This window comes from Pseudoxanthomonas gei, from assembly GCF_010119615.1.
Lineage (GTDB): Bacteria > Pseudomonadota > Gammaproteobacteria > Xanthomonadales > Xanthomonadaceae > Pseudoxanthomonas_A > Pseudoxanthomonas_A gei.
Window position 1 is genome coordinate 127,147 of record NZ_QOVG01000007.1, and the last position, 17,573, is coordinate 144,719.

Below are 17,573 nucleotides of genomic sequence, written 5' to 3' on the forward strand. Positions count from 1 at the left end.
GCGCCACCGACATTGCCACAATCCTGATCCGATTCCCCGATTTTTGAATAAGCATGCAGCACGACAAACAACTCGCCCAGCAGATCGCCCGCACCATCGCCGAAGAGATCGGCGCGCAGACCGCGCAGGCGCTGGCTGCGATCGCGCTGCTGGACGAAGGCGCCAGCGTTCCCTTCATCGCGCGCTATCGCAAGGAAGTGACCGGCGGCCTGGATGACATCCAGCTGCGCAACCTGGAAACGCGCTTGACCTACCTGCGCGAACTGGAAGACCGCCGCGCCACCGTGCTCGCGAGCATCGAAGAACAAGGCAAGCTGACCGATGCACTGCGCGCCGATATCGAGGCGGCGGACAGCAAGGCGCGGCTGGAGGACCTCTATCTCCCCTACAAGCCCAAGCGCCGCACCCGCGCGCAGATCGCGCGCGAAGCAGGACTGGAGCCGCTGGCCGACGGCCTGCTGGCTGACCCGTCGCAGATGCCGGAGCTGTTTGCGGCGGATTTCGTCGATGTCGACAAGGGTATTGCCGACACCAAGGCGGCACTGGACGGCGCGCGCGCCATCCTGATGGAACGCTGGGGCGAGGATCCGGCGCTGGTCGGCGAGTTGCGCAGCTGGCTCGGCGAGGTGGGCGTGATCCGCGCCCGCGTCGCCGAAGGCAAGCAGGAGGCGGGCGCCAAATACCGCGACTATTTCGAACACAGCGAGCTGCTGGCGCGAATTCCCTCGCATCGCCTGCTGGCCCTGTTCCGCGCGCGCAAGGAAGAGGTCCTGTACCTGGACCTGGATCCGGGCAAGGACGCCGAAGCCGGGCATCTGTACGGCGACGGCCGCGTGGCCCTGCATGGCGGTGTCAGCGACCAGGGCCGCGCCGCCGACCGCTGGCTGCTGGACAGCGCGCGCATGACCTGGCGCGCCAAGTTGCACCTGCACCTGCTGCTGGATCTTTTCAGCCAGGCGCGCGAGAAGGCCGAGGCCGAAGCCATCGCCATCTTCGGCGACAACCTCAAGGACCTGCTGCTGGCTGCACCGGCCGGCGCACGCACGGTGATGGGACTGGACCCGGGCATCCGCACCGGCGTGAAAGTGGTGGTGGTCGATCGCACCGGCAAGCTGGTGGCCAGCGACACCATCTATCCACACGAGCCACGCAAACAGTGGGACCAGTCGCTGCACGCGCTGGGCAAGCTGTGCACGCAGCACGCGGTGGAACTGATCGCCATCGGCAACGGCACCGCCTCGCGCGAGACCGACAAGCTCGCCGGCGAAGTGATTGCCAGGCATCCGGAACTCAAGCTGCAGAAGATCGTGGTCAGCGAAGCCGGCGCCTCGGTGTACTCGGCCTCGGAGCTGGCCTCGAAGGAATTCCCGGACCTGGACGTCAGCCTGCGCGGCGCGGTGTCGATCGCGCGGCGATTGCAGGACCCGCTGGCCGAACTGGTGAAGATCGAGCCCAAGGCGATTGGCGTGGGCCAGTACCAGCACGACGTGGACCCGTACCGCATGGCGCGCGCCCTGGATGCGCGGGTGGAAGACTGCGTGAATGCCGTCGGCGTGCACGTGAACAATGCCTCGGCCGCACTGCTTGCGCGCGTTTCCGGACTGTCCGCCTCGGTGGCCGAGAACATCGTCCTGCACCGCGACCAGCACGGCCCGTTCAAGCGACGCAGGGAATTGCTGAAAGTGCCGCGCCTGGGCGAGAAGACCTTCGAGCAATGCGCCGGCTTCCTGCGCATCGCCGATGGCGACGAACCGCTGGATGGGTCTTCGGTGCACCCGGAGGCCTACCCGGTGGTCGCGCGCATCGTCCAGGACAGCGGTCGCGCGGTGAACCAGCTGATCGGCGACAGCGGCTTCCTGCGTGGATTGAAGGCGGAGTCCTTCACCGACGAGAAGTTCGGTGTGCCGACCGTGCGCGACATCCTCAAGGAGCTGGAAAAGCCCGGCCGCGACCCGCGCCCCGAGTTCAAGGCGGCGCGCTTCGCCGAAGGTGTCGAAGAACTCAAGCACCTCAAGGTCGGCATGATCCTGGAGGGCGTGGTGACCAACGTGGCCGCGTTCGGCGCCTTCGTCGACATCGGCGTGCACCAGGACGGTCTGGTCCATATCTCGGCGCTGTCGGACACCTACGTGAAAGACCCGCGCGACGTGGTCAAGGCAGGCGACATCGTCAAGGTGCGCGTGCTGGAAATCGATATCCCGCGCAAGCGCATCGCCTTGACGCGACGGCTGGAGGATGTGCCGGTGGTCAAGCCTGTCCGCAGTGAATCGCGCGACCCCGATCCCGCCCGCGGCAGCAGCAGGCCACCCCGACCCGGCAAGGCGGCACCTGTTGTGGCAAAAGCCGGGCCACCGGCAAACAACGCGTTGGCCGCTGCCTTCGCCCGCGCTAAACAATCGTCCTGACGTTTGGCGCGCCAGACAACCAGGCGCGCATCAGCTCTTGTAGGAGCGACGCGAGTCGCGAAGCTCCCATCGCCTGGGAGGTAGCCAGCTTCGCGACTCGCGTCGCTCCTACGAAATCCGGAATCCGGAATCCGGAATCGGGGATCAGGCCACGCGGCTGCGGCGCGCGCGGGTCAGGTGCACCAGCAACAACGAGATGCCTGCCGGGGTCATGCCCGGAATGCGCTGGGCCTGGCCGATGGTCTGCGGCTGCACGCGCTCGAGTTTCTGCAGCACCTCGAAGGAAAGCCCGCGCACGCCGGCATAGTCGAAGTCGCCAGGAATCGCCGTGTCCTCGTTGCGCTGCTGGCGTTCGATCTCGTCGCGCTGGCGATCCAGGTAGCCGGAATACTTGACCCCGATCTCGACCTGTTCGGCCACCTTCGGATCCTGCACGCCGGGGCCGATGGAGGGCACCGAAACCAGCTTGGCGTAGTCCAGTTCCGGGCGCTTGATCATGTCCAGCACGCTGGTCTCGCGACCGACCATGATGCCCAGCGTCGCTTCCACCTCGCGGCCCAGCGCGTTGCCGGGCGTGATCCAGACCGAGCGCAGGCGCTCGTTCTCGCGGGCGATGGCCTCGCGCTTGGTGGCGAACCTTTGCCAGCGCGACTCATCCACCAGGCCAAGCTCGCGGCCGCTTTCGGTCAGGCGCAGGTCCGCATTGTCCTCGCGCAACTGCAGCCGGTACTCGGCGCGGCTGGTGAACATGCGGTACGGCTCCTTGGTGCCGTGGGTGATCAGGTCATCGATCAGCACGCCGATGTAGGCCTCGTCGCGGCGCGGGCACCAGGCTTCCTTCTGCTGCACCAGTCGCGCCGCATTGAGGCCGGCGATGAGGCCCTGCGCGGCCGCTTCCTCGTAGCCGGTGGTGCCATTGATCTGGCCGGCGAAGAACAGGCCGGCCACCGCCTTGGTTTCCAGCGACGACTTCAAGCCGCGCGGATCGAAGAAGTCGTATTCGATCGCATAGCCGGGACGGGTGATGTGCGCGTTCTCCATGCCGGCGATGCTGCGCACCAGCTCCAGCTGCACGTCGAAAGGCAGCGAGGTGGAAATGCCGTTGGGATAGATCTCGGTGACGTCCAGGCCTTCGGGCTCGACAAAAATCTGGTGGCTGGCTTTCTCGGCGAAGCGCACCACCTTGTCCTCGATCGACGGGCAGTAGCGCGGGCCGATGCCCTCGATCTGGCCGCTGTACAACGGCGAGCGATGCAGGGCGTTGCGGATGATCTCGTGGGTGCGCTCGCTGGTATGGGTGATCCAGCACGACACCTGGCGTGGATGCTGCGACACCTCGCCGATGAAGGACATCACCGGCAATGGATCGTCGCCCGGCTGTTCCTGCATCACCGAATAATCCAGCGAGCGGCCGTCGATGCGTGGCGGCGTGCCGGTCTTCAGCCGATCGACCACGAACAGGCCTTCGCGCAGCTTGTGCGCCAGCGCGGTGGCCGGCGGATCGCCAGCGCGGCCGGCGGCGTACTGGGTCTCGCCGACATGGATCTTGCCGGCCAGGAAGGTGCCGGCGGTCAGCACCACCGACGGCGCCTCGAAGCGCAGGCCGGTCTGGGTGATGGCGCCGCGTACCGCGTTGTTATCGATGACCAGGTCATCGACCGCCGCCTGGAAGAGGGTGAGGTTGGGTTGCGCTTCGACGATGCGGCGGATCGCGCTGCGATACAGCGCACGGTCGGCCTGGCAGCGGGTCGCGCGCACTGCCGGACCCTTCGATGCATTGAGCGTGCGCCACTGGATGCCGGCCAGATCGGCGGCATGCGCCATCACCCCGCCCAGCGCATCGATTTCCTTGACCAGGTGTCCCTTGCCAATGCCGCCGATGGCCGGGTTGCAGCTCATCACCCCCACCGTCTCCACGTTGTGGGTCAGCAGCAGGGTCCGGGCACCGGCGCGCGCGGCAGCCAGCGCCGCCTCGGTGCCGGCGTGGCCACCACCGATGACGATGACTTCGTAATGGTGGAAGGAAGCGTTCATGGGCCTATTTTGGCACCGCCGCGGCCGGCGGCCTAATCCGGGGCGAGCCGGCGGGAAAGATTGGCACGGTTTCTGCGGTATCCCTTCTGCACCCGTCGTGGCAAGCGACCAGGGGCGCAGGCTGGTAATTGGAACAGGGGCCAGCCATGTGCACTGCGGGGGAGCGCCGGGGCCGATAGTCGGGGGACTATCGGCCCCATTTTTTTGCCCGGCCCTCGGCCATCCACGAAAAAGCCCGGCATTGCCGGGCTTTTGTTTGAGTGCCGACGTCCGGCGGGGCCGGAACAGGGGGGATCCAGATTTCCCCACCGGACGTCGACATAGAGGCTTGTCATTCCAATTCACGTCAAAAAGCGACGCTACCGGTCAATGACAAGTCAGCCTGCGACGTAACGGCGTGCAAAGCAACGATCAGGGCTCCTGGGTCCGCACCCGGTCACGGTTTTGGGACCCGGGCTCGGGCGTCGACCGCTGCGGTGGTGGGCGGGAGCGCTCGCCCCGCTGCGGCGCCGGCCGGGGGATCTGCGGCGACGCCTCGCCACGTTCCGGACCCACCTGCGACCGGGGGTTGTTGATGGGTACAGGCCCGCCGCCGGGCTGAAGCCGTCCCTCGCCACCGCGCGGGCGGTCGCCCAAGGGGTTGCGCCACGGTGGAGGCTTGCCATCGTTCTCGTGGTCCGGTCGCGGCGGGCGCGGGTGATGGGGGCGCGGCGGATAGTACGGGTAGCCGCCGTAGCCGTAGTAATACGGGTTGTAAAAGGAGGGGCCGTAGTAGCTGCGATAGCCGTAATTGCCGTAGAGATACGAGGGATAGCCGTAGCCGTCGTAGTACGGGCCATAACCGGTTCCGGTGCTGGCGCGACCGGAGTAGTAACCGCCTGGCGAATTGCCACCGACATAGTCGTAGGTGGCGCAGCCGCCCAGGGCGGATGCAGCCATTAGGGTGACGAGCAAACGCAGCTTCTTCATGGTGGCGCCCCTGTAACGGATACCGAGCATCGTCCCGCTGCATTGAATATGTGCTTAATTCTTCCGGCAGGCCCGGTGGCGGCATCGCAGCCCGCGCCCTGTCGTCAGGAACGCGCGGCAAGTGCGGGCCGATACGTTAATCTTCGGAGATGTCCTTGTTGCCCCAGCCTGACCTTGCAGACGTCCTGTCCGCCGCTGCACGCATCGCGCCCCACGCCTATGTCACACCCGTCTTGAGCTCGCGCTCCCTGGATGCGCTGGCCGGGGCGACGCTTCATTTCAAGGCCGAACACCTGCAGCGCACGGGAGCCTTCAAGTTCCGGGGCGCCTGCAACGCGGTGTGGTCGCTCACCGACGAGGCGGCCCGGGCCGGGGTGGTCACCCATTCTTCGGGCAACCACGGCGCGGCCCTGGCGCTCGCCGCGAGGACCCGCGGCATCGCCTGCCACGTGGTGGTGCCGGACGGCGCGGTGGCCGCGAAAATCAGCTCCATTGGCCGTTATGGCGGCAAGGTGCATGCCTGCGCACCCGGCATGGCCGCTCGCGAGGCAGGCTGTGACGCGGTCCAGCGCGAAACCGGCGCGGTCCTGGTCCACCCCTATACCGATCCGCACGTGATCGCAGGCCAGGGTACGGCGGCGCTGGAACTGCTCAACGCCGTCGACCGCCTGGACGTCATGGTGGTCCCGGTGGGCGGCGGCGGCCTGGCGGCGGGCACGGCCATCACCGTGGCCGCACTCGCGCCACGCTGCAGGGTGGTGCTGGCCGAACCCGAAGGGGCCGCCGATACGGCACGCTCGCTGGCCGCTGGCGAACGACGCATCGACTTCATTGCGGACACGATCTGTGATGGCTTGCGCGGGACCCTTGGCGAGCCGAACTTCGCCCTGCTGCGGCACTACCAGGTCGGAGTGATCCCGGTGCCGGACGCAGGCACGCTGGCGGCCATGCGCCTGCTGTGGCAAACCACCAAGCAGCTGGTCGAACCCTCCTCGGCAATCGCCCTGGCCGCGATCCTGCAGGCACCGGCACGCTTTGCCGGACTGCGGGTCGGCGTTCTGCTGTCCGGCGGCAACCTGGACCTGGATGCCCTGCCATGGGACGCGGCATGAGCACGCGCGGCAGGCGCAAGGCACGGCCCGGGCTGTTCGGATGGGCCTGGCGGCTGTTGCTGCTAGTGCTGGTGTGGCTGGTCGGCGTGGCCACTTATATCGTCTGGGTGGGCCAGCGCGACCAGGCGGCGCCTGCCGACGTGATCATCGTGCTGGGTGCGGCCGCCTATGACCGCAACCCGTCGCCGGTGTTCAAGGAACGCATCCGCCATGGCATCGCGCTGTACCAGCGCGGCCTGGCCGGCCACCTGCTTTTCACTGGTGGTTTCGGCAACGGCGCACGCTATGCCGAATCGCAGGTCGCACGCAGCTATGCGTTGAAGCAGGGCGTGCCGGCACAGGCGATCCTCATCGAGACCCGCTCACGGACCACCCGGCAGAACCTGCAGCAGGCCAAGGCGCTGATGCAGGCCAATGGCTACCGGCGCGCGCTGATCGTCAGCGACCCGTTGCACATGGCACGGGCCCTGCGGCTGGCGCGTGGGCTGGGGATCGATGCGCTGGGCTCGTCCACGCCCACCAGTCGCTTCCGCAGTTTCGACACGCGCAAGCGCTTCCTGCTGCAGGAGGTGTACTTCTTCCACCGCGATTTCTTCGTCGAGTCGAAATAGTCGTAAAGCGCTACAACAGCTGTATTGTTTACCGCCCGCTGCATCGATGCGGGCAGCCTGTAACCTGCCGCGCTCCCAGCGCTATCATCACCTGCTCAGTACGCTGACACGGGAGCCCGCCCATGAAGATCGATGGCAACCGAAAACAGGACCGCGCCACCGAACTGGTGCTGACTTACTACGCCGCCTTCAACCAGGGCGACTGGGACGGCATGCTGGCGTTGATGGCCGACGATGTCGTGCATGACCTCAACCAGGGAAGCCGCGAGGTGGGGCGCGAACGGTTCGCTTCCTTCCTTGCACGCATGCAGGCGAGCTACCGCGAACAGCTGCGCGACATCGTGGTCATGGCCACCCTCGACGGCGACCGTGCCGCGGCCGAATACGTGGTGCACGGCGAGTACCTCCGCACCGACGCAGGACTGCCGCCCGCCAGTGGCCAGCGCTACGTACTGCCGGGAGGCGCGTTCTTCCAGGTCCGCGACGACCGCATCGCCCGGGTCAGCAATTACTACAACCTGCAGGACTGGCTGGCGCAGGTGGGTGGCTGTGACGAACAGGGCTCGACCGCTGCATTTGCATCGGGCGATGGCGCCCGGGGCCAGCCCCTCGGCGGTGATGGTGCCGCCGCGCTCAGCCCCCGCGGCGACGGATCGGAATAGCCGACAGCGGTACCGCGGCGACCTCGTGGCCATCCTCGCGGATGGGCGCGCCCGGCGCCGGTGCCCAGGCGTGGGCATAGATCACTTCCCAGGTACTCGGCAATTTTCCGTCTTCATGGCGGAAGGCTTCGTAGGCCGCGCTGGCGGCGGCGAAACGCGAGCGTCCGGTCAGCGTGTGCCGGCGTGACTGCAGCGCATTGGTCGCGCCCATCGCACGCAGTTCCCGCATCAGCGCCGGCAGGTCGGCATAGGTCAGGGTGAAGCGGTCGCGGTCCACCACCGGATCGCGGAAGCCCGACATCAGCAGCGCATCGCCGAACTGGGCGATGGGCGGGAAGCGGCTGACATGCGGCACGGCATCGGCCTGGGCAAAGGCATCGCGTAGCTCGATCAGGGTTTCCGGGCCGAAGGTGGAACACAGCAGCAGGCCGCCGGGCTTGAGCACGCGGCGGAAGCCGGCGAACACCGCGGGCAGGTCTTCCACCCATTGCAGGCACAGGTTGGTGAACAGCACATCGACGCTGTTGTCGGCCAGCGGCAGGGCCCGCGCATCGGCACAGACCCGGGCGAACGGCTTCCACCAGCCGGCCTGCTTGCGGGCCTGCCGCAGCATCGGCAGGGCCAGGTCCAGGGCAATCACCTGCGCGCGCGGCCAGCGCTTGCGCATCGCTGCGGCCGCATGGGCCGGACCGCTGCCGACGTCGAGCACGACCTCCGGCACGCGTTCGCCCAGGTACTCGAGTGATTCCAGCAGGCGCTGCTCCACTTCATGCTGCAAGGCAGCCGCGGCGTCATAACTGGAGGCCGAACGCGAGAAGGCGCGGCGGATCTGGCGGTGGTCGAACGGGGTATTCATGGCGATAGATGTTGCTGGGGGCTCAGGAGCGAGACGAGTCGCGACTCGATCACGATGGAAGGTTGCCGGTTGGCCGTTCTTTGCGGTTCGCGACCTACGTCACTGCCACCGCTTCGGCAAGGAAGTCGCGCACTGCCTCGGCGACCTGGTCGGCGTGGCCCAGGAAGGGCGCATGCCCACCGCCGGCAATGTCCAGATGGCGGCCGTGCGCGGTCATGCCCGCCGCATCGCGCAGCGCCGCTGCCGGAACCAGGCGATCACGATGGCCGGAGATCCACAGGCTGGGAACAGCCAGCTCCGGCAACACTGCACGCAAGTCGCTCTGCTCCAGCAGCGACAGCCCCTGCTGCAAGGCCTGCGGCGAAGGTTCGCCACGCGCGTGAAGGGTTTCCTTCAGGGTCCGCAGCTCGGCCCGGGCATGGTCGGAACCCATCGTGTCCAGCGCCAGGAAGCGCTCCAGCGTGCCGCGATAGTCCTGCTGCAGGTCACGCCCGAACTGGGCGAACACGGACGCTTCCACCGCATGTGGCCAGGCCGGCGCGCGCACGAAGCGCGGGGTAGCGGCAATCAGTGCCAGGGCACGGACCCGGGGGGAGACGGCGGCGGCGTGCAGCGCGAACAGCCCGCCCAGCGACCAGCCCAGCCACGCCGCCGCGGGCGTCCGCGCCAGGATTTCGGGAACGCAGGCCTCCAGGGTCAGCGGCAGCGCGCTGTCGCGGCTGTGGCCATGGCCGGGAAGATCGACCAGGTGCAATTCATGCGCGCCGGACAGGCGATCGACCAGCGGTGCGAACACCCCGCCGTGCAGGCCCCACCCGTGCACCAGGACCAGCGGTGGGCCGTCGCCCACGACCTCGATGTGCAGGCTCACCGGCTCAGGCCGCGCCGCGTACGCGCTGCATGGCATCGCGCGAGCGCGCCAGCGCCTCGACCAGCGCGTCCACTTCGGCGGCCAGGTGCAAGGCCGACAGCGTCACCCGCAGGCGGGCCTTGCCTTCGGGCACCGAGGGCGGGCGGATGGCAGGCACCAGGTAACCGGCGCTCTCCATCGCCGCGGCCATGGCCACCGCGCTGGCATCGTCGCCGCACAGGATGGGCTGGATGGGCGAATCGGATTCGATCGCGGCCAGGCCGTGGCGCTGCACGCCATTGCGGAAGCGCGCGATCAGGCCCAGCAGTTTCTCGCGGCGCCACTGGTCGCGACGCGCGTGCCGGGCCGCGACCAGTGCCGCGGCGGCCTGCGCCGGCGGCAGGGCGGTGGTGTAGATGTAGGGACGTGCGGTTTCGGACAGGTGCTGGATCAGCGCCTCGTCGCCGACCACCACCGCGCCATAGCCACCCAGCGCCTTGCCCAGGGTGACCAGCTGCAGCGGCACTTCGGCCACGCCGAGGTTGGCTTCGGCCACGCTGCCGCGGCCTTCGGGCCCGCGCACGCCCACGCCATGGGCGTCGTCCACGTACAGCAGCGCCTGCTGCATGCGGGCGACCAGGCTCAGTGCGCGCAACGGGGCGACATCGCCATCCATGCTGAAGACGCCGTCGGTGGCCAGCATGGCGGCACCCTCGGGGGCGTTCTTGAGCTGGCGCAGCGCGCCTTCGGCATCGCCATGCGGGTAGCGGCGCAGCTTGCAGCCGGCCATCAGGGAGGCATCCAGCAGGCTGGCGTGGTTGAGGCGGTCCTGCACGCAGACATCGCCGTCTTCCTGCAGCAGCGCCTGCTGCACGGCCAGGTTGGCGAGGAAGCCGCTGCCGAACAACAGCGCGCGCGGATAGCCCAGCCACTCGGCGATTTCCCGCTCCAGTGCCTCATGCGCGGCATGGTGGCCGCTGACCAGGTGCGAGGCGCCGGCGCCGGCGCCATCGCGCGAGGCCGCATCCTGCAAGGCGCTGACCACTTCGAACTGCTGCGACAACCCCAGGTAGTCGTTGCTGCAGAACTCGGTCAGCCAGCGTCCTTCCACTTCCACCCGCACGCCATCGCGGCGGGTGATGGTGCGACGCACGCGTACGCGCCCCTGGGCAATGCGCAGCTTGCGCAGGGCATGGACGCGGTCGTGCAGGTCGGGACGTGGCATGGCGGCGTGGTCTTCCGTGGTCGATGGGAACTGCGGCGCGCAGGCTCAGGCGGCGCGTTCGCAGGCCGCAGTTTCCACGATATCGGCATGCACCGTGCCGCTTTCCACCTGCACGGCCATGGGCCGCAGGCCCAGCCGCGCGAACAGGGCCTGGTCGCGTTCGACGTCCGGATTGCCGGTAGTCAGCAGCTTCTCTCCATGGAAGATCGAGTTGGCGCCGGCGGCGAAACACAGCGCCTGCAGCTCGTCGCTCATCGATTCGCGGCCGGCCGACAGCCTGACCATCGAGCGCGGCATGGTGAGGCGGGCAATGGCAATCGTGCGCACGAACTCGAACGGGTCCAGCTCGGCGGTCCCATGCAGCGGCGTGCCTTCGACCTGCACCAGGCGGTTGATCGGCACCGAATCCGGATGCGCGGGCAGGTTGGCCAGCGCCAGCAGCAGGCCGGCGCGCTGGGCCCGCGATTCGCCCATGCCGACGATGCCGCCGCAGCAGGTCTTCATGCCGGCGTCGCGCACGTGGCCCAGGGTGTCCAGGCGGTCCTGGTAGTCGCGGGTGTGGATGATCTCGCCGTAGTAGTCCGGCGCGGTGTCCAGGTTGTGGTTGTAGTAATCCAGCCCCGCCGATTTCAGCGCATCGGCCTGCGGCGCGCTGAGCATGCCCAGGGTGGCGCAGGTTTCCAGCCCCAGCGCCTTTACTTCGCGAATCATGGCCGCGACCTTGGGGATGTCGCGGTCCTTGGGCGAACGCCAGGCCGCGCCCATGCAGAAGCGCGAGGCGCCGGCGGCCTTGGCCTGGCGGGCCTTCTCCAGCACCGCTTCGGTGCTCATCAGCTTCTGTGCGTCCACGCCGGTGTGGTAGCGCTGGGCCTGCGGGCAATAGGCGCAGTCTTCCGGGCAGCCGCCGGTCTTGACCGACAACAAGGTGGAAACCTGGACTTCGGCCGGGTCGAAGTGCTGGCGGTGCACGCTGGCGGCGCGATGCAGCAGCTCCGGAAACGGCAGCTCGAACAGGGCCAGCAGTTCAACCTGTTGCCAGTCATGGCGAAGCGCGCCGGGTACAGACACGGTGGCAGCAGGGGTGGCGGATACGGACATCGGGGGCTCGCGGCGTTAAAGTCCGGGCAGTCTGGAAACCGGAAGCGAGGCTGTCAACCGCATGGATGCGTTGCAAGTTGACGGGTGGCTGCGCAAGGCCGCCCGCGTGGTGTTTGCGCCGCGCTGCCTGTTGTGCGGCGAGCCCGGCCTTGATCGACGCGACCTGTGCGCGGCCTGCGTCGCTGCCTTGCCGTGGAACCACAGTGCCTGCCTGCGCTGCGCGCTGCCATTGCCGGTTCCGGGAACCTGCGGGGCCTGCCTGCAGAAGCCGCCGGCGATGACCGAAACCCATGCGGTCTTCGTCTACGGGTTTCCGCTCGACCGGTTGGTGCCGCGCCTGAAGTTCCACCATGACCTGGCCGCCGGACGCCTGCTGTCGGAGCTGATGGCCACAGGCCTGGCCGCCGTCACCCTGCCGACCGCGGTGGTGCCGGTGCCCCTGCACGCCTCGCGCCTGCGCCGGCGGGGCTACGACCAGGCCCTGGAACTGGCCAGGCCGCTGGCCCGCACGCTGCAGCTTCCCCTGTTGCCCGACCTGCTGGTGCGGGCGCGGGCCACCGCAGCGCAATCGGAACTCGATGCCGGCGCGCGCCAGCGCAACCTGCGGCGTGCTTTCGCCGTCGGCACCAATGCGGAGTTACCGGCGCACGTGGCCCTGGTCGATGACGTGATGACCACCGGCGCCACCCTGCAGGCCGCGGCCAGCACGCTGCGGCGGGCCGGGGTGGCGCGTGTGGATGCCTGGGTGTGCGCACGCGTGCCGTAAGTGGGCGGTGCAGGTGCCGTGGAACAAGGGAAAAACGGCTTCCCGCGCTGCTAACGCGGCGGGAAATACGGATCCGATCGATACCGCGGATCCAGTGTGCGGTCATCGAAACCGGGACCATCGCCCTGCTCGACGCGGATCTGCAGGTTGAGGTTCCGGGGCTTATCGCCGTCGCCTAAGGGCTTGCTGACGTTGACCTCGGCGGCGTTGTAATGCGAGGTGCCATACCCCTTGCTGTGGCCGATGCCGGTGGCGACGCTGCCCCAGACCCTGGCCCTGCCGTCGTCGGCGCCCCGCTCATGACCATCGTCGCGGCGGGCAGGCGTGCCGCTGGTGTCGCCGTAGTAGGTGCCGGGCGGATCCGCCAAAGCCGGCTCGGCCGCGTAGAAGGCAGGTTCCGGGATGCGCAGGTCCAGCGCCTCGGCCGTCTGCGCGATTGCCGAGCCTGCGCAGAGCAGGCCGCTGAATGCCACAACCATTCGTTTCATCGGACGCCCGCGCGCAAGGAAAGCCGATCCACCATAGTTGCCGGGGTTTGAACGCGCGCTGCACCCGGCCCGGCCGCGGCGCGTGCGGCGACCGTGCACCGAGGCCGGCCGCGCATCAGCCCCTCAACGCAAAGTGGAGTGCGATGCCGGCGAACACCACCGCGCCCATCCAGTTGTTGTGCAGGAACGCGCGCAGGCAGGCATCGCGTTCGCGATGGCGGGCGACGTGGAATTCCCAGGCCACCAGCACCATCGCCACGCCCAGTGCGCCCCAGTAGTACAGGCCCAGCTGCGCCTGCCGGCCCACCATCCACAACGCCGCGAACACCAGCGCGTACAGCACGCCCTGGGCGACCAGGTCCAGGTCGCCGAACAGGATGGCCGTGGACTTGGAGCCGGCGCGGATGTCATCGTCGCGGTCGACCATGGCATACCAGGTGTCGTAGGCGGTCGCCCACAGGATATTGGCCGCATAGAGGACCCACGCCACCGGCGGCACGCTGCCCTGCACCGCCGCGAAGGCCATCGGAATGCCCCAGCCGAAGGCCAGGCCCAGGTAGACCTGCGGCAGGTAGGTGTAGCGCTTGAGGTAGGGATAGCTGGCGGCCAGGAACAGGCCGACGATGCTCAGGTACACGGTCAGCCGGTTCAGGGTCAGCACCAGCGCGAAGGCGGCGAGCATCAGCACCGCGAACACCAGCAGGGCCTCGCGTCCCGACACCGCACCCGTCGCCAACGGCCGTCCACGCGTGCGCTCCACCTGCGGGTCCAGCCAGCGATCGGCGTAGTCGTTGATCACGCAGCCGGCCGAACGGGTCAGCCACACGCCGGCGGTGAAGACGAACAGCGTCCCCCATGGCGGGATGCCCTGGCTGGCGATCCACAGTGCCCACCAGGTCGGCCACAACAGCAGCAGCACGCCGATCGGGCGGTCGCCACGCACCAGTTTCCAGTATTGACCCAGCCGTTCGCGCCAGTGCGGCGCTGATTGAAAGCGTTCGTAACCCATGCCGCCAGCCTAGCAGGCCACTTGCCGCGTTAAAAAGACGATGGCGCGGTTTGCCGGTAGAATGCGCGTCCCGTGCGCCCGTAGCTCAGCCGGATAGAGTAGTGGCTTCCGAAGCCATTGGTCGGGGGTTCGAATCCCTCCGGGCGCACCACAAGACTTCGGCTACATGATTTCGCACACATGACAACGGCGCCCCTGGGCGCCGTTGTTGTTTCCGCTTGCGCGGTGGCCAGCCTGCGGGCCAGCCACACCGTTACAGGTCGAAACCCAGCAGCATCGGGTCATGGTCCGAGCTGCGCCACGGACCGGCGCCGTCGCTGCCGGCGTAGCCTTCGCTTTCGGGCTCGTCGGCGTTGCTGTGCCATTCGGCCGCGCCGCGCAAGCGCCGGGCCAGTGCCGGGCTGAGCAGCGCATGGTCCAGGCGGCCGAGCATGCCGCCATAGAGATAGCTGTACGGCTGGGCGACCTTGGCCACGGCGAAGGCATCCTTCCAGCCACGCTCGCGCAAGGTCCGAACCGGGTCTTCCATGGCGTAGGCGTTGTAGTCGCCCACCACCAGGGTCTTGTCGCTGCGCTGGCCGGTGGGGTCGGTCTTCAGCCATGCATCCAGGCGCCGGGCCGAGTCCACCCGCAAGGCATTCCAGCAGCCCTGCCCGTCGCGTTGGTCGGCATCGGCGCCGGTCGCTTCGGAACATCCCTTCGACTTGAAGTGGTTGGCCACCACCACGAACACCGGGCCGCCCTTGCCCCGACGGAAGGCCTGCGCCAGCGGCACCCGGCTGCGCGCGCCGAACGGCCCGCCCTCCAGCACCGCCGGCTGCCCTACCGGCATGACCCGGCCGGCGCGATAGACCAGGCCGACCCGGATCTCGTCGCTGCCCGGACCTTGCCGTGCATCGATGAAGCGCCAGTCACCGCCGTCGGCGTTCAGCGCGTCCACGAACTGGGCCAGGCTGGACTGCGGGCCGTAGCCGTCGTTTTCCAGCTCCATCAGCGCGGCCACGTCGGCATTGAGTGCCTTCAGCGTGGCCACCAGTTTGTCGGTCTGCGCCTTCAGTTGCGCCGGCGTGCGGGCGCCACGCAGGTTGGGGAAGCCACCGCCCCTGCCGTCGCCATTGAACAGGTTCTCCATGTTGAAGACCGCCACCCGCAGCTTGCCGGCGACTTTCGGCGCGGCCGGACGCGTGGCGGGCTTCAGTTCAAGCGGCGCGGTCAGCTGCAGGCGATAGCTGCCGTGGCGCTGGTCGACGATGCCCTGGGCGCCACTGGCGCTGCTGCCGCTGCGCGGCACGCCGGCGGGCAGATAGGAGAACGCGGGCGGATCGCGACGGTTGCTGGCGTCATCCAGCAACAGCCGGCGGCGCGCGTTGAAGGTCTCGACCTCGCGCAGGCGGTCACTGCCCGGCACGGCGATTTCGCTCGGGGTCCACAGGCGCCCGCCGAAGCTGGCGCTGGTTTCGGCATAGCGCGTGTCGCTGCCATTGAGGCTCAGCGGCGCATCGATCACCACCCGCATGCCTTCGAATATTTCCCAGCGTTCCGGCGGTCCGGTCAGCACGGTGGGCAGGGGCGCGGGCAGCGCCACCTTGTCGATGCGGTCCGCCTGCAGGGTGGTCAGGGTGCCGGCCTTGCCGTCGCCGGCATCTTCGAACACGCGCCCCTGCACGCGCACCGCGTCGCCGGCCCGGAGCCTGGTCTTCAGCGTCCTGGCCGGTATCACGAACAGCGCGTCGGAGGTCCCGGCATCGCCATCGCCGCCATCCTGCAGGAAGAACCCGCCCAGGCCCTCGATGAACTGGCCGGTCACCACGCCCTGCACGATCGCCTGCTGGCCTTCCAGCGGACTGCGGTCGCCACGTCCCTGCGCGCGCCCGATCGGAATCACGCTGCGCTTGACCGCCGCGTGGGTGGAAGCAGCGCCACAGGCGCAGAGCAGCCCCAGCACGACCGAAACGTGGAAACGGGATACGGGCATGCACGACTCCAGGATAGGCAGCGATCCGCGCGGAACGCATCGGGCTGCAATGAAAAACGCCGCCCGGAGGCGGCGTCGCGCGCTTCGGCGAGGCCGAAGCTTACTTCACGTTGGCGAGCATCCAGTCAACGGTGGCGTGGATCTGTTCGTCGGTCAGCGCCGGGTTGCCGCCCTTGGCCGGCATGATGCCGCCGTCCGGGCCGGCGAAGCCCTCGATGGCGTGCTTGTACAGGGTGTCCTTGCCCTTGGCCGCGCGCGCGCCGAAGCCGGCGGCGGTCAGCATCGGCGCCTTGCCGACGCCATTGGTGTGGCAGGCGCCACACAGGTTCTGGTAGATCACCGCGCCATCGGTGGTGCCGCCGTAGGCGACCTGCGCCGATGCGGCCGCCAGTGCGCTGGCCTTGGCCGAGGCCTGTGCCGCCGCCCCGGTGGCGCCGGCGTAGACGGCGCCGGTAGGCGCGATGCGCGCCTCGGTCTTGCGCGCGGCAACCGGCGAGACTTCCGGCGGAATGGTGCCGTGCAGGTAGAAGGCACCGGCGATCAGGCCCAGGGTCACCAGCATCAGGAAGCCGATGACCATGGAGAAATGTTTCAGGAATTCAAGGTCGTAGTTACGCACATTCCACCTTTGGCAGCACGGCCGGGGCCGTGCTTGGCTACGAAGAACAGGGATCCCGGCGCTGCCGCATGCGGTGTCGAGGGACGGATCCGGGCGCATGCGCCGCAGACAAGGCCACCATTATAAGCAGGGCGGGCGTGGATGCCTCAAGCCGTCCAGTAAATGCGCAGCGGCGAGCCGGTTCGCGCCAGCACCGAATGAACCGGATAGGCCAGGCCCGCGGCCTCGCCCGACAGCGCCTGGCGCAGCACTTCACGCTTGGCCGCCCCTTCGATGTGCAGGTACAGGTGGCGGGCGGCCAGGATCGGCGGCAGGGTCAGGGTCAGGCGCGGTTCGCCGGCACCGGCGGCGCGCATCGGCAGCACCAGCTGCGTCCCGGCCGGGTCCAGGGCTTCGGCCAGGCGGTCGCCGCCGGCAAAGAACGAGGCCGTGTGGCCGTCCTCGCCCATGCCCAGGACCAGCGCGTCGAACGGCAGGGGCAGGCCCTGCAGGGCGCGCTCGATCTCGGGCAAGGCTTCCTCGGGCCCGGCGGCGGGGCGGTACAGCGGCACGAACCGGGCCAGCGCGGCCGGTCCGTCCAGCAGGTGCGCTTTCAACAGGGCGGCATTGGAACGCGGACTGGATTCGGGCACCCAGCGCTCGTCGACCAGGGTCACCACCACGCGCGACCAGTCCAGCGGCTGCACCCCCAGCGCTTCCAGGAACGCCCGCGGGGTGGTGCCACCGGACAGGGCGACACTGGCGAAGTCGCGTTCCAGCAGCGCGCCGCGAAGGTCGGCGGCGACCGCAGCGGCCAAGGCCCCGGCCAGCGCCAGGCGATCGGCGAAGTCGTGCAGGGCGACGGGGGAGGAGGATTCGGATGCTGTCATTTAGGTTGCCCCGAACGGGATGGAG

15 protein-coding genes, 1 tRNA gene and 1 pseudogene are annotated in these 17,573 nt (G+C 68.6%); 6 read left to right on the top strand and 11 right to left on the bottom strand.

The window, feature by feature from the left end; all coding sequences use genetic code 11:
* Window positions 1-53: 53 nt before the first annotated feature.
* Window positions 54-2,405 carry a Tex family protein gene (locus DT603_RS11525; protein ID WP_162350039.1) on the top strand — a complete coding sequence of 784 codons (2,352 nt, stop codon included), beginning with the start codon at window positions 54-56 and terminating at the stop codon, window positions 2,403-2,405.
* Window positions 2,406-2,549: 144 nt separating this feature from the next.
* Here DT603_RS11525 and mnmG read toward each other — a convergent pair whose 3' ends face one another.
* Both mnmG and DT603_RS11535 read right to left on the bottom strand, forming a co-directional pair.
* Complete coding sequence (gene mnmG / locus DT603_RS11530; protein WP_162350040.1) at window positions 2,550-4,439, bottom strand: tRNA uridine-5-carboxymethylaminomethyl(34) synthesis enzyme MnmG; 1,890 nt, start codon at window positions 4,437-4,439, stop codon at window positions 2,550-2,552.
* A gap of 411 nt (window positions 4,440-4,850) precedes the next feature.
* Window positions 4,851-5,408, bottom strand: coding sequence for a hypothetical protein (locus DT603_RS11535; protein ID WP_211368408.1), 558 nt, complete (start codon window positions 5,406-5,408; stop codon window positions 4,851-4,853).
* A 149-nt stretch (window positions 5,409-5,557) separates the two neighbouring features.
* Here DT603_RS11535 and DT603_RS11540 point away from each other — a divergent pair, with 149 nt between their 5' ends.
* The 3 genes and pseudogenes from DT603_RS11540 to DT603_RS11550 form a co-directional block, all read left to right on the top strand.
* The gene (locus DT603_RS11540) at window positions 5,558-6,520 is read left to right on the top strand and encodes a pyridoxal-phosphate dependent enzyme (protein WP_162350041.1); all 963 of its coding nucleotides are present in this window, start codon (window positions 5,558-5,560) and stop codon (window positions 6,518-6,520) included.
* Window positions 6,505-7,131, top strand: coding sequence for a YdcF family protein (locus DT603_RS11545; RefSeq protein ID WP_162350042.1), 627 nt, complete (start codon window positions 6,505-6,507; stop codon window positions 7,129-7,131). The genes DT603_RS11540 and DT603_RS11545 overlap by 16 nt, the downstream gene beginning before the upstream one ends.
* A gap of 122 nt (window positions 7,132-7,253) precedes the next feature.
* Window positions 7,254-7,673, top strand: a pseudogene (locus DT603_RS11550) (ketosteroid isomerase-related protein); the annotation flags it as partial.
* 91 nt (window positions 7,674-7,764) lie between these two features.
* Here DT603_RS11550 and bioC read toward each other — a convergent pair.
* The 4 genes from bioC to bioB all read right to left on the bottom strand — a co-directional run bounded on the left by bioC (window position 7,765) and on the right by bioB (window position 11,822).
* Complete coding sequence (gene bioC, locus DT603_RS11555) at window positions 7,765-8,649, bottom strand: malonyl-ACP O-methyltransferase BioC (protein ID WP_162350044.1); 885 nt, start codon at window positions 8,647-8,649, stop codon at window positions 7,765-7,767.
* 94 nt (window positions 8,650-8,743) lie between these two features.
* On the bottom strand, window positions 8,744-9,514 hold the full coding sequence (gene bioH, locus DT603_RS11560; RefSeq protein ID WP_162350112.1) for a pimeloyl-ACP methyl ester esterase BioH: 771 nt from the start codon (window positions 9,512-9,514) through the stop codon (window positions 8,744-8,746).
* 10 nt (window positions 9,515-9,524) lie between these two features.
* Entirely contained in the window at window positions 9,525-10,724 is a 1,200-nt protein-coding gene (gene bioF, locus DT603_RS11565; RefSeq protein WP_162350045.1) for an 8-amino-7-oxononanoate synthase, read from the bottom strand.
* 45 nt (window positions 10,725-10,769) lie between these two features.
* Complete coding sequence (gene bioB, locus DT603_RS11570; protein ID WP_162350046.1) at window positions 10,770-11,822, bottom strand: biotin synthase BioB; 1,053 nt, start codon at window positions 11,820-11,822, stop codon at window positions 10,770-10,772.
* A gap of 61 nt (window positions 11,823-11,883) precedes the next feature.
* Between bioB and DT603_RS11575 the strand changes: the two genes are divergently transcribed.
* Window positions 11,884-12,588: a ComF family protein gene (locus tag DT603_RS11575; protein ID WP_162350047.1), complete on the top strand. Its 705-nt coding sequence runs from the start codon at window positions 11,884-11,886 to the stop codon at window positions 12,586-12,588.
* 50 nt (window positions 12,589-12,638) lie between these two features.
* Here the strand turns inward: DT603_RS11575 and DT603_RS11580 are convergent, their stop codons facing one another.
* Entirely contained in the window at window positions 12,639-13,076 is a 438-nt protein-coding gene (locus DT603_RS11580; protein ID WP_162350048.1) for a hypothetical protein, read from the bottom strand.
* 115 nt (window positions 13,077-13,191) lie between these two features.
* On the bottom strand, window positions 13,192-14,085 hold the full coding sequence (ubiA, locus tag DT603_RS11585) for a 4-hydroxybenzoate octaprenyltransferase (protein ID WP_162350049.1): 894 nt from the start codon (window positions 14,083-14,085) through the stop codon (window positions 13,192-13,194).
* A 74-nt stretch (window positions 14,086-14,159) separates the two neighbouring features.
* Between ubiA and DT603_RS11590 the strand changes: the two genes are divergently transcribed.
* Window positions 14,160-14,236 (top strand) — tRNA-Arg (locus DT603_RS11590).
* Between the two features lie 102 nt (window positions 14,237-14,338).
* On the opposite strand, the gene DT603_RS11595 is transcribed toward DT603_RS11590, so the two are convergent.
* From DT603_RS11595 to pgl, 3 genes are all read right to left on the bottom strand, one after another.
* Complete coding sequence (locus DT603_RS11595) at window positions 14,339-16,060, bottom strand: ExeM/NucH family extracellular endonuclease (protein WP_162350050.1); 1,722 nt, start codon at window positions 16,058-16,060, stop codon at window positions 14,339-14,341.
* Between the two features lie 100 nt (window positions 16,061-16,160).
* Window positions 16,161-16,679 (bottom strand): c-type cytochrome, encoded by a 519-nt coding sequence (locus DT603_RS11600; RefSeq protein ID WP_162350051.1) that lies wholly within the window; start codon window positions 16,677-16,679, stop codon window positions 16,161-16,163.
* Between the two features lie 146 nt (window positions 16,680-16,825).
* On the bottom strand, window positions 16,826-17,548 hold the full coding sequence (gene pgl / locus DT603_RS11605) for a 6-phosphogluconolactonase (protein WP_162350052.1): 723 nt from the start codon (window positions 17,546-17,548) through the stop codon (window positions 16,826-16,828).
* Window positions 17,549-17,573 lie beyond the last annotated feature (25 nt).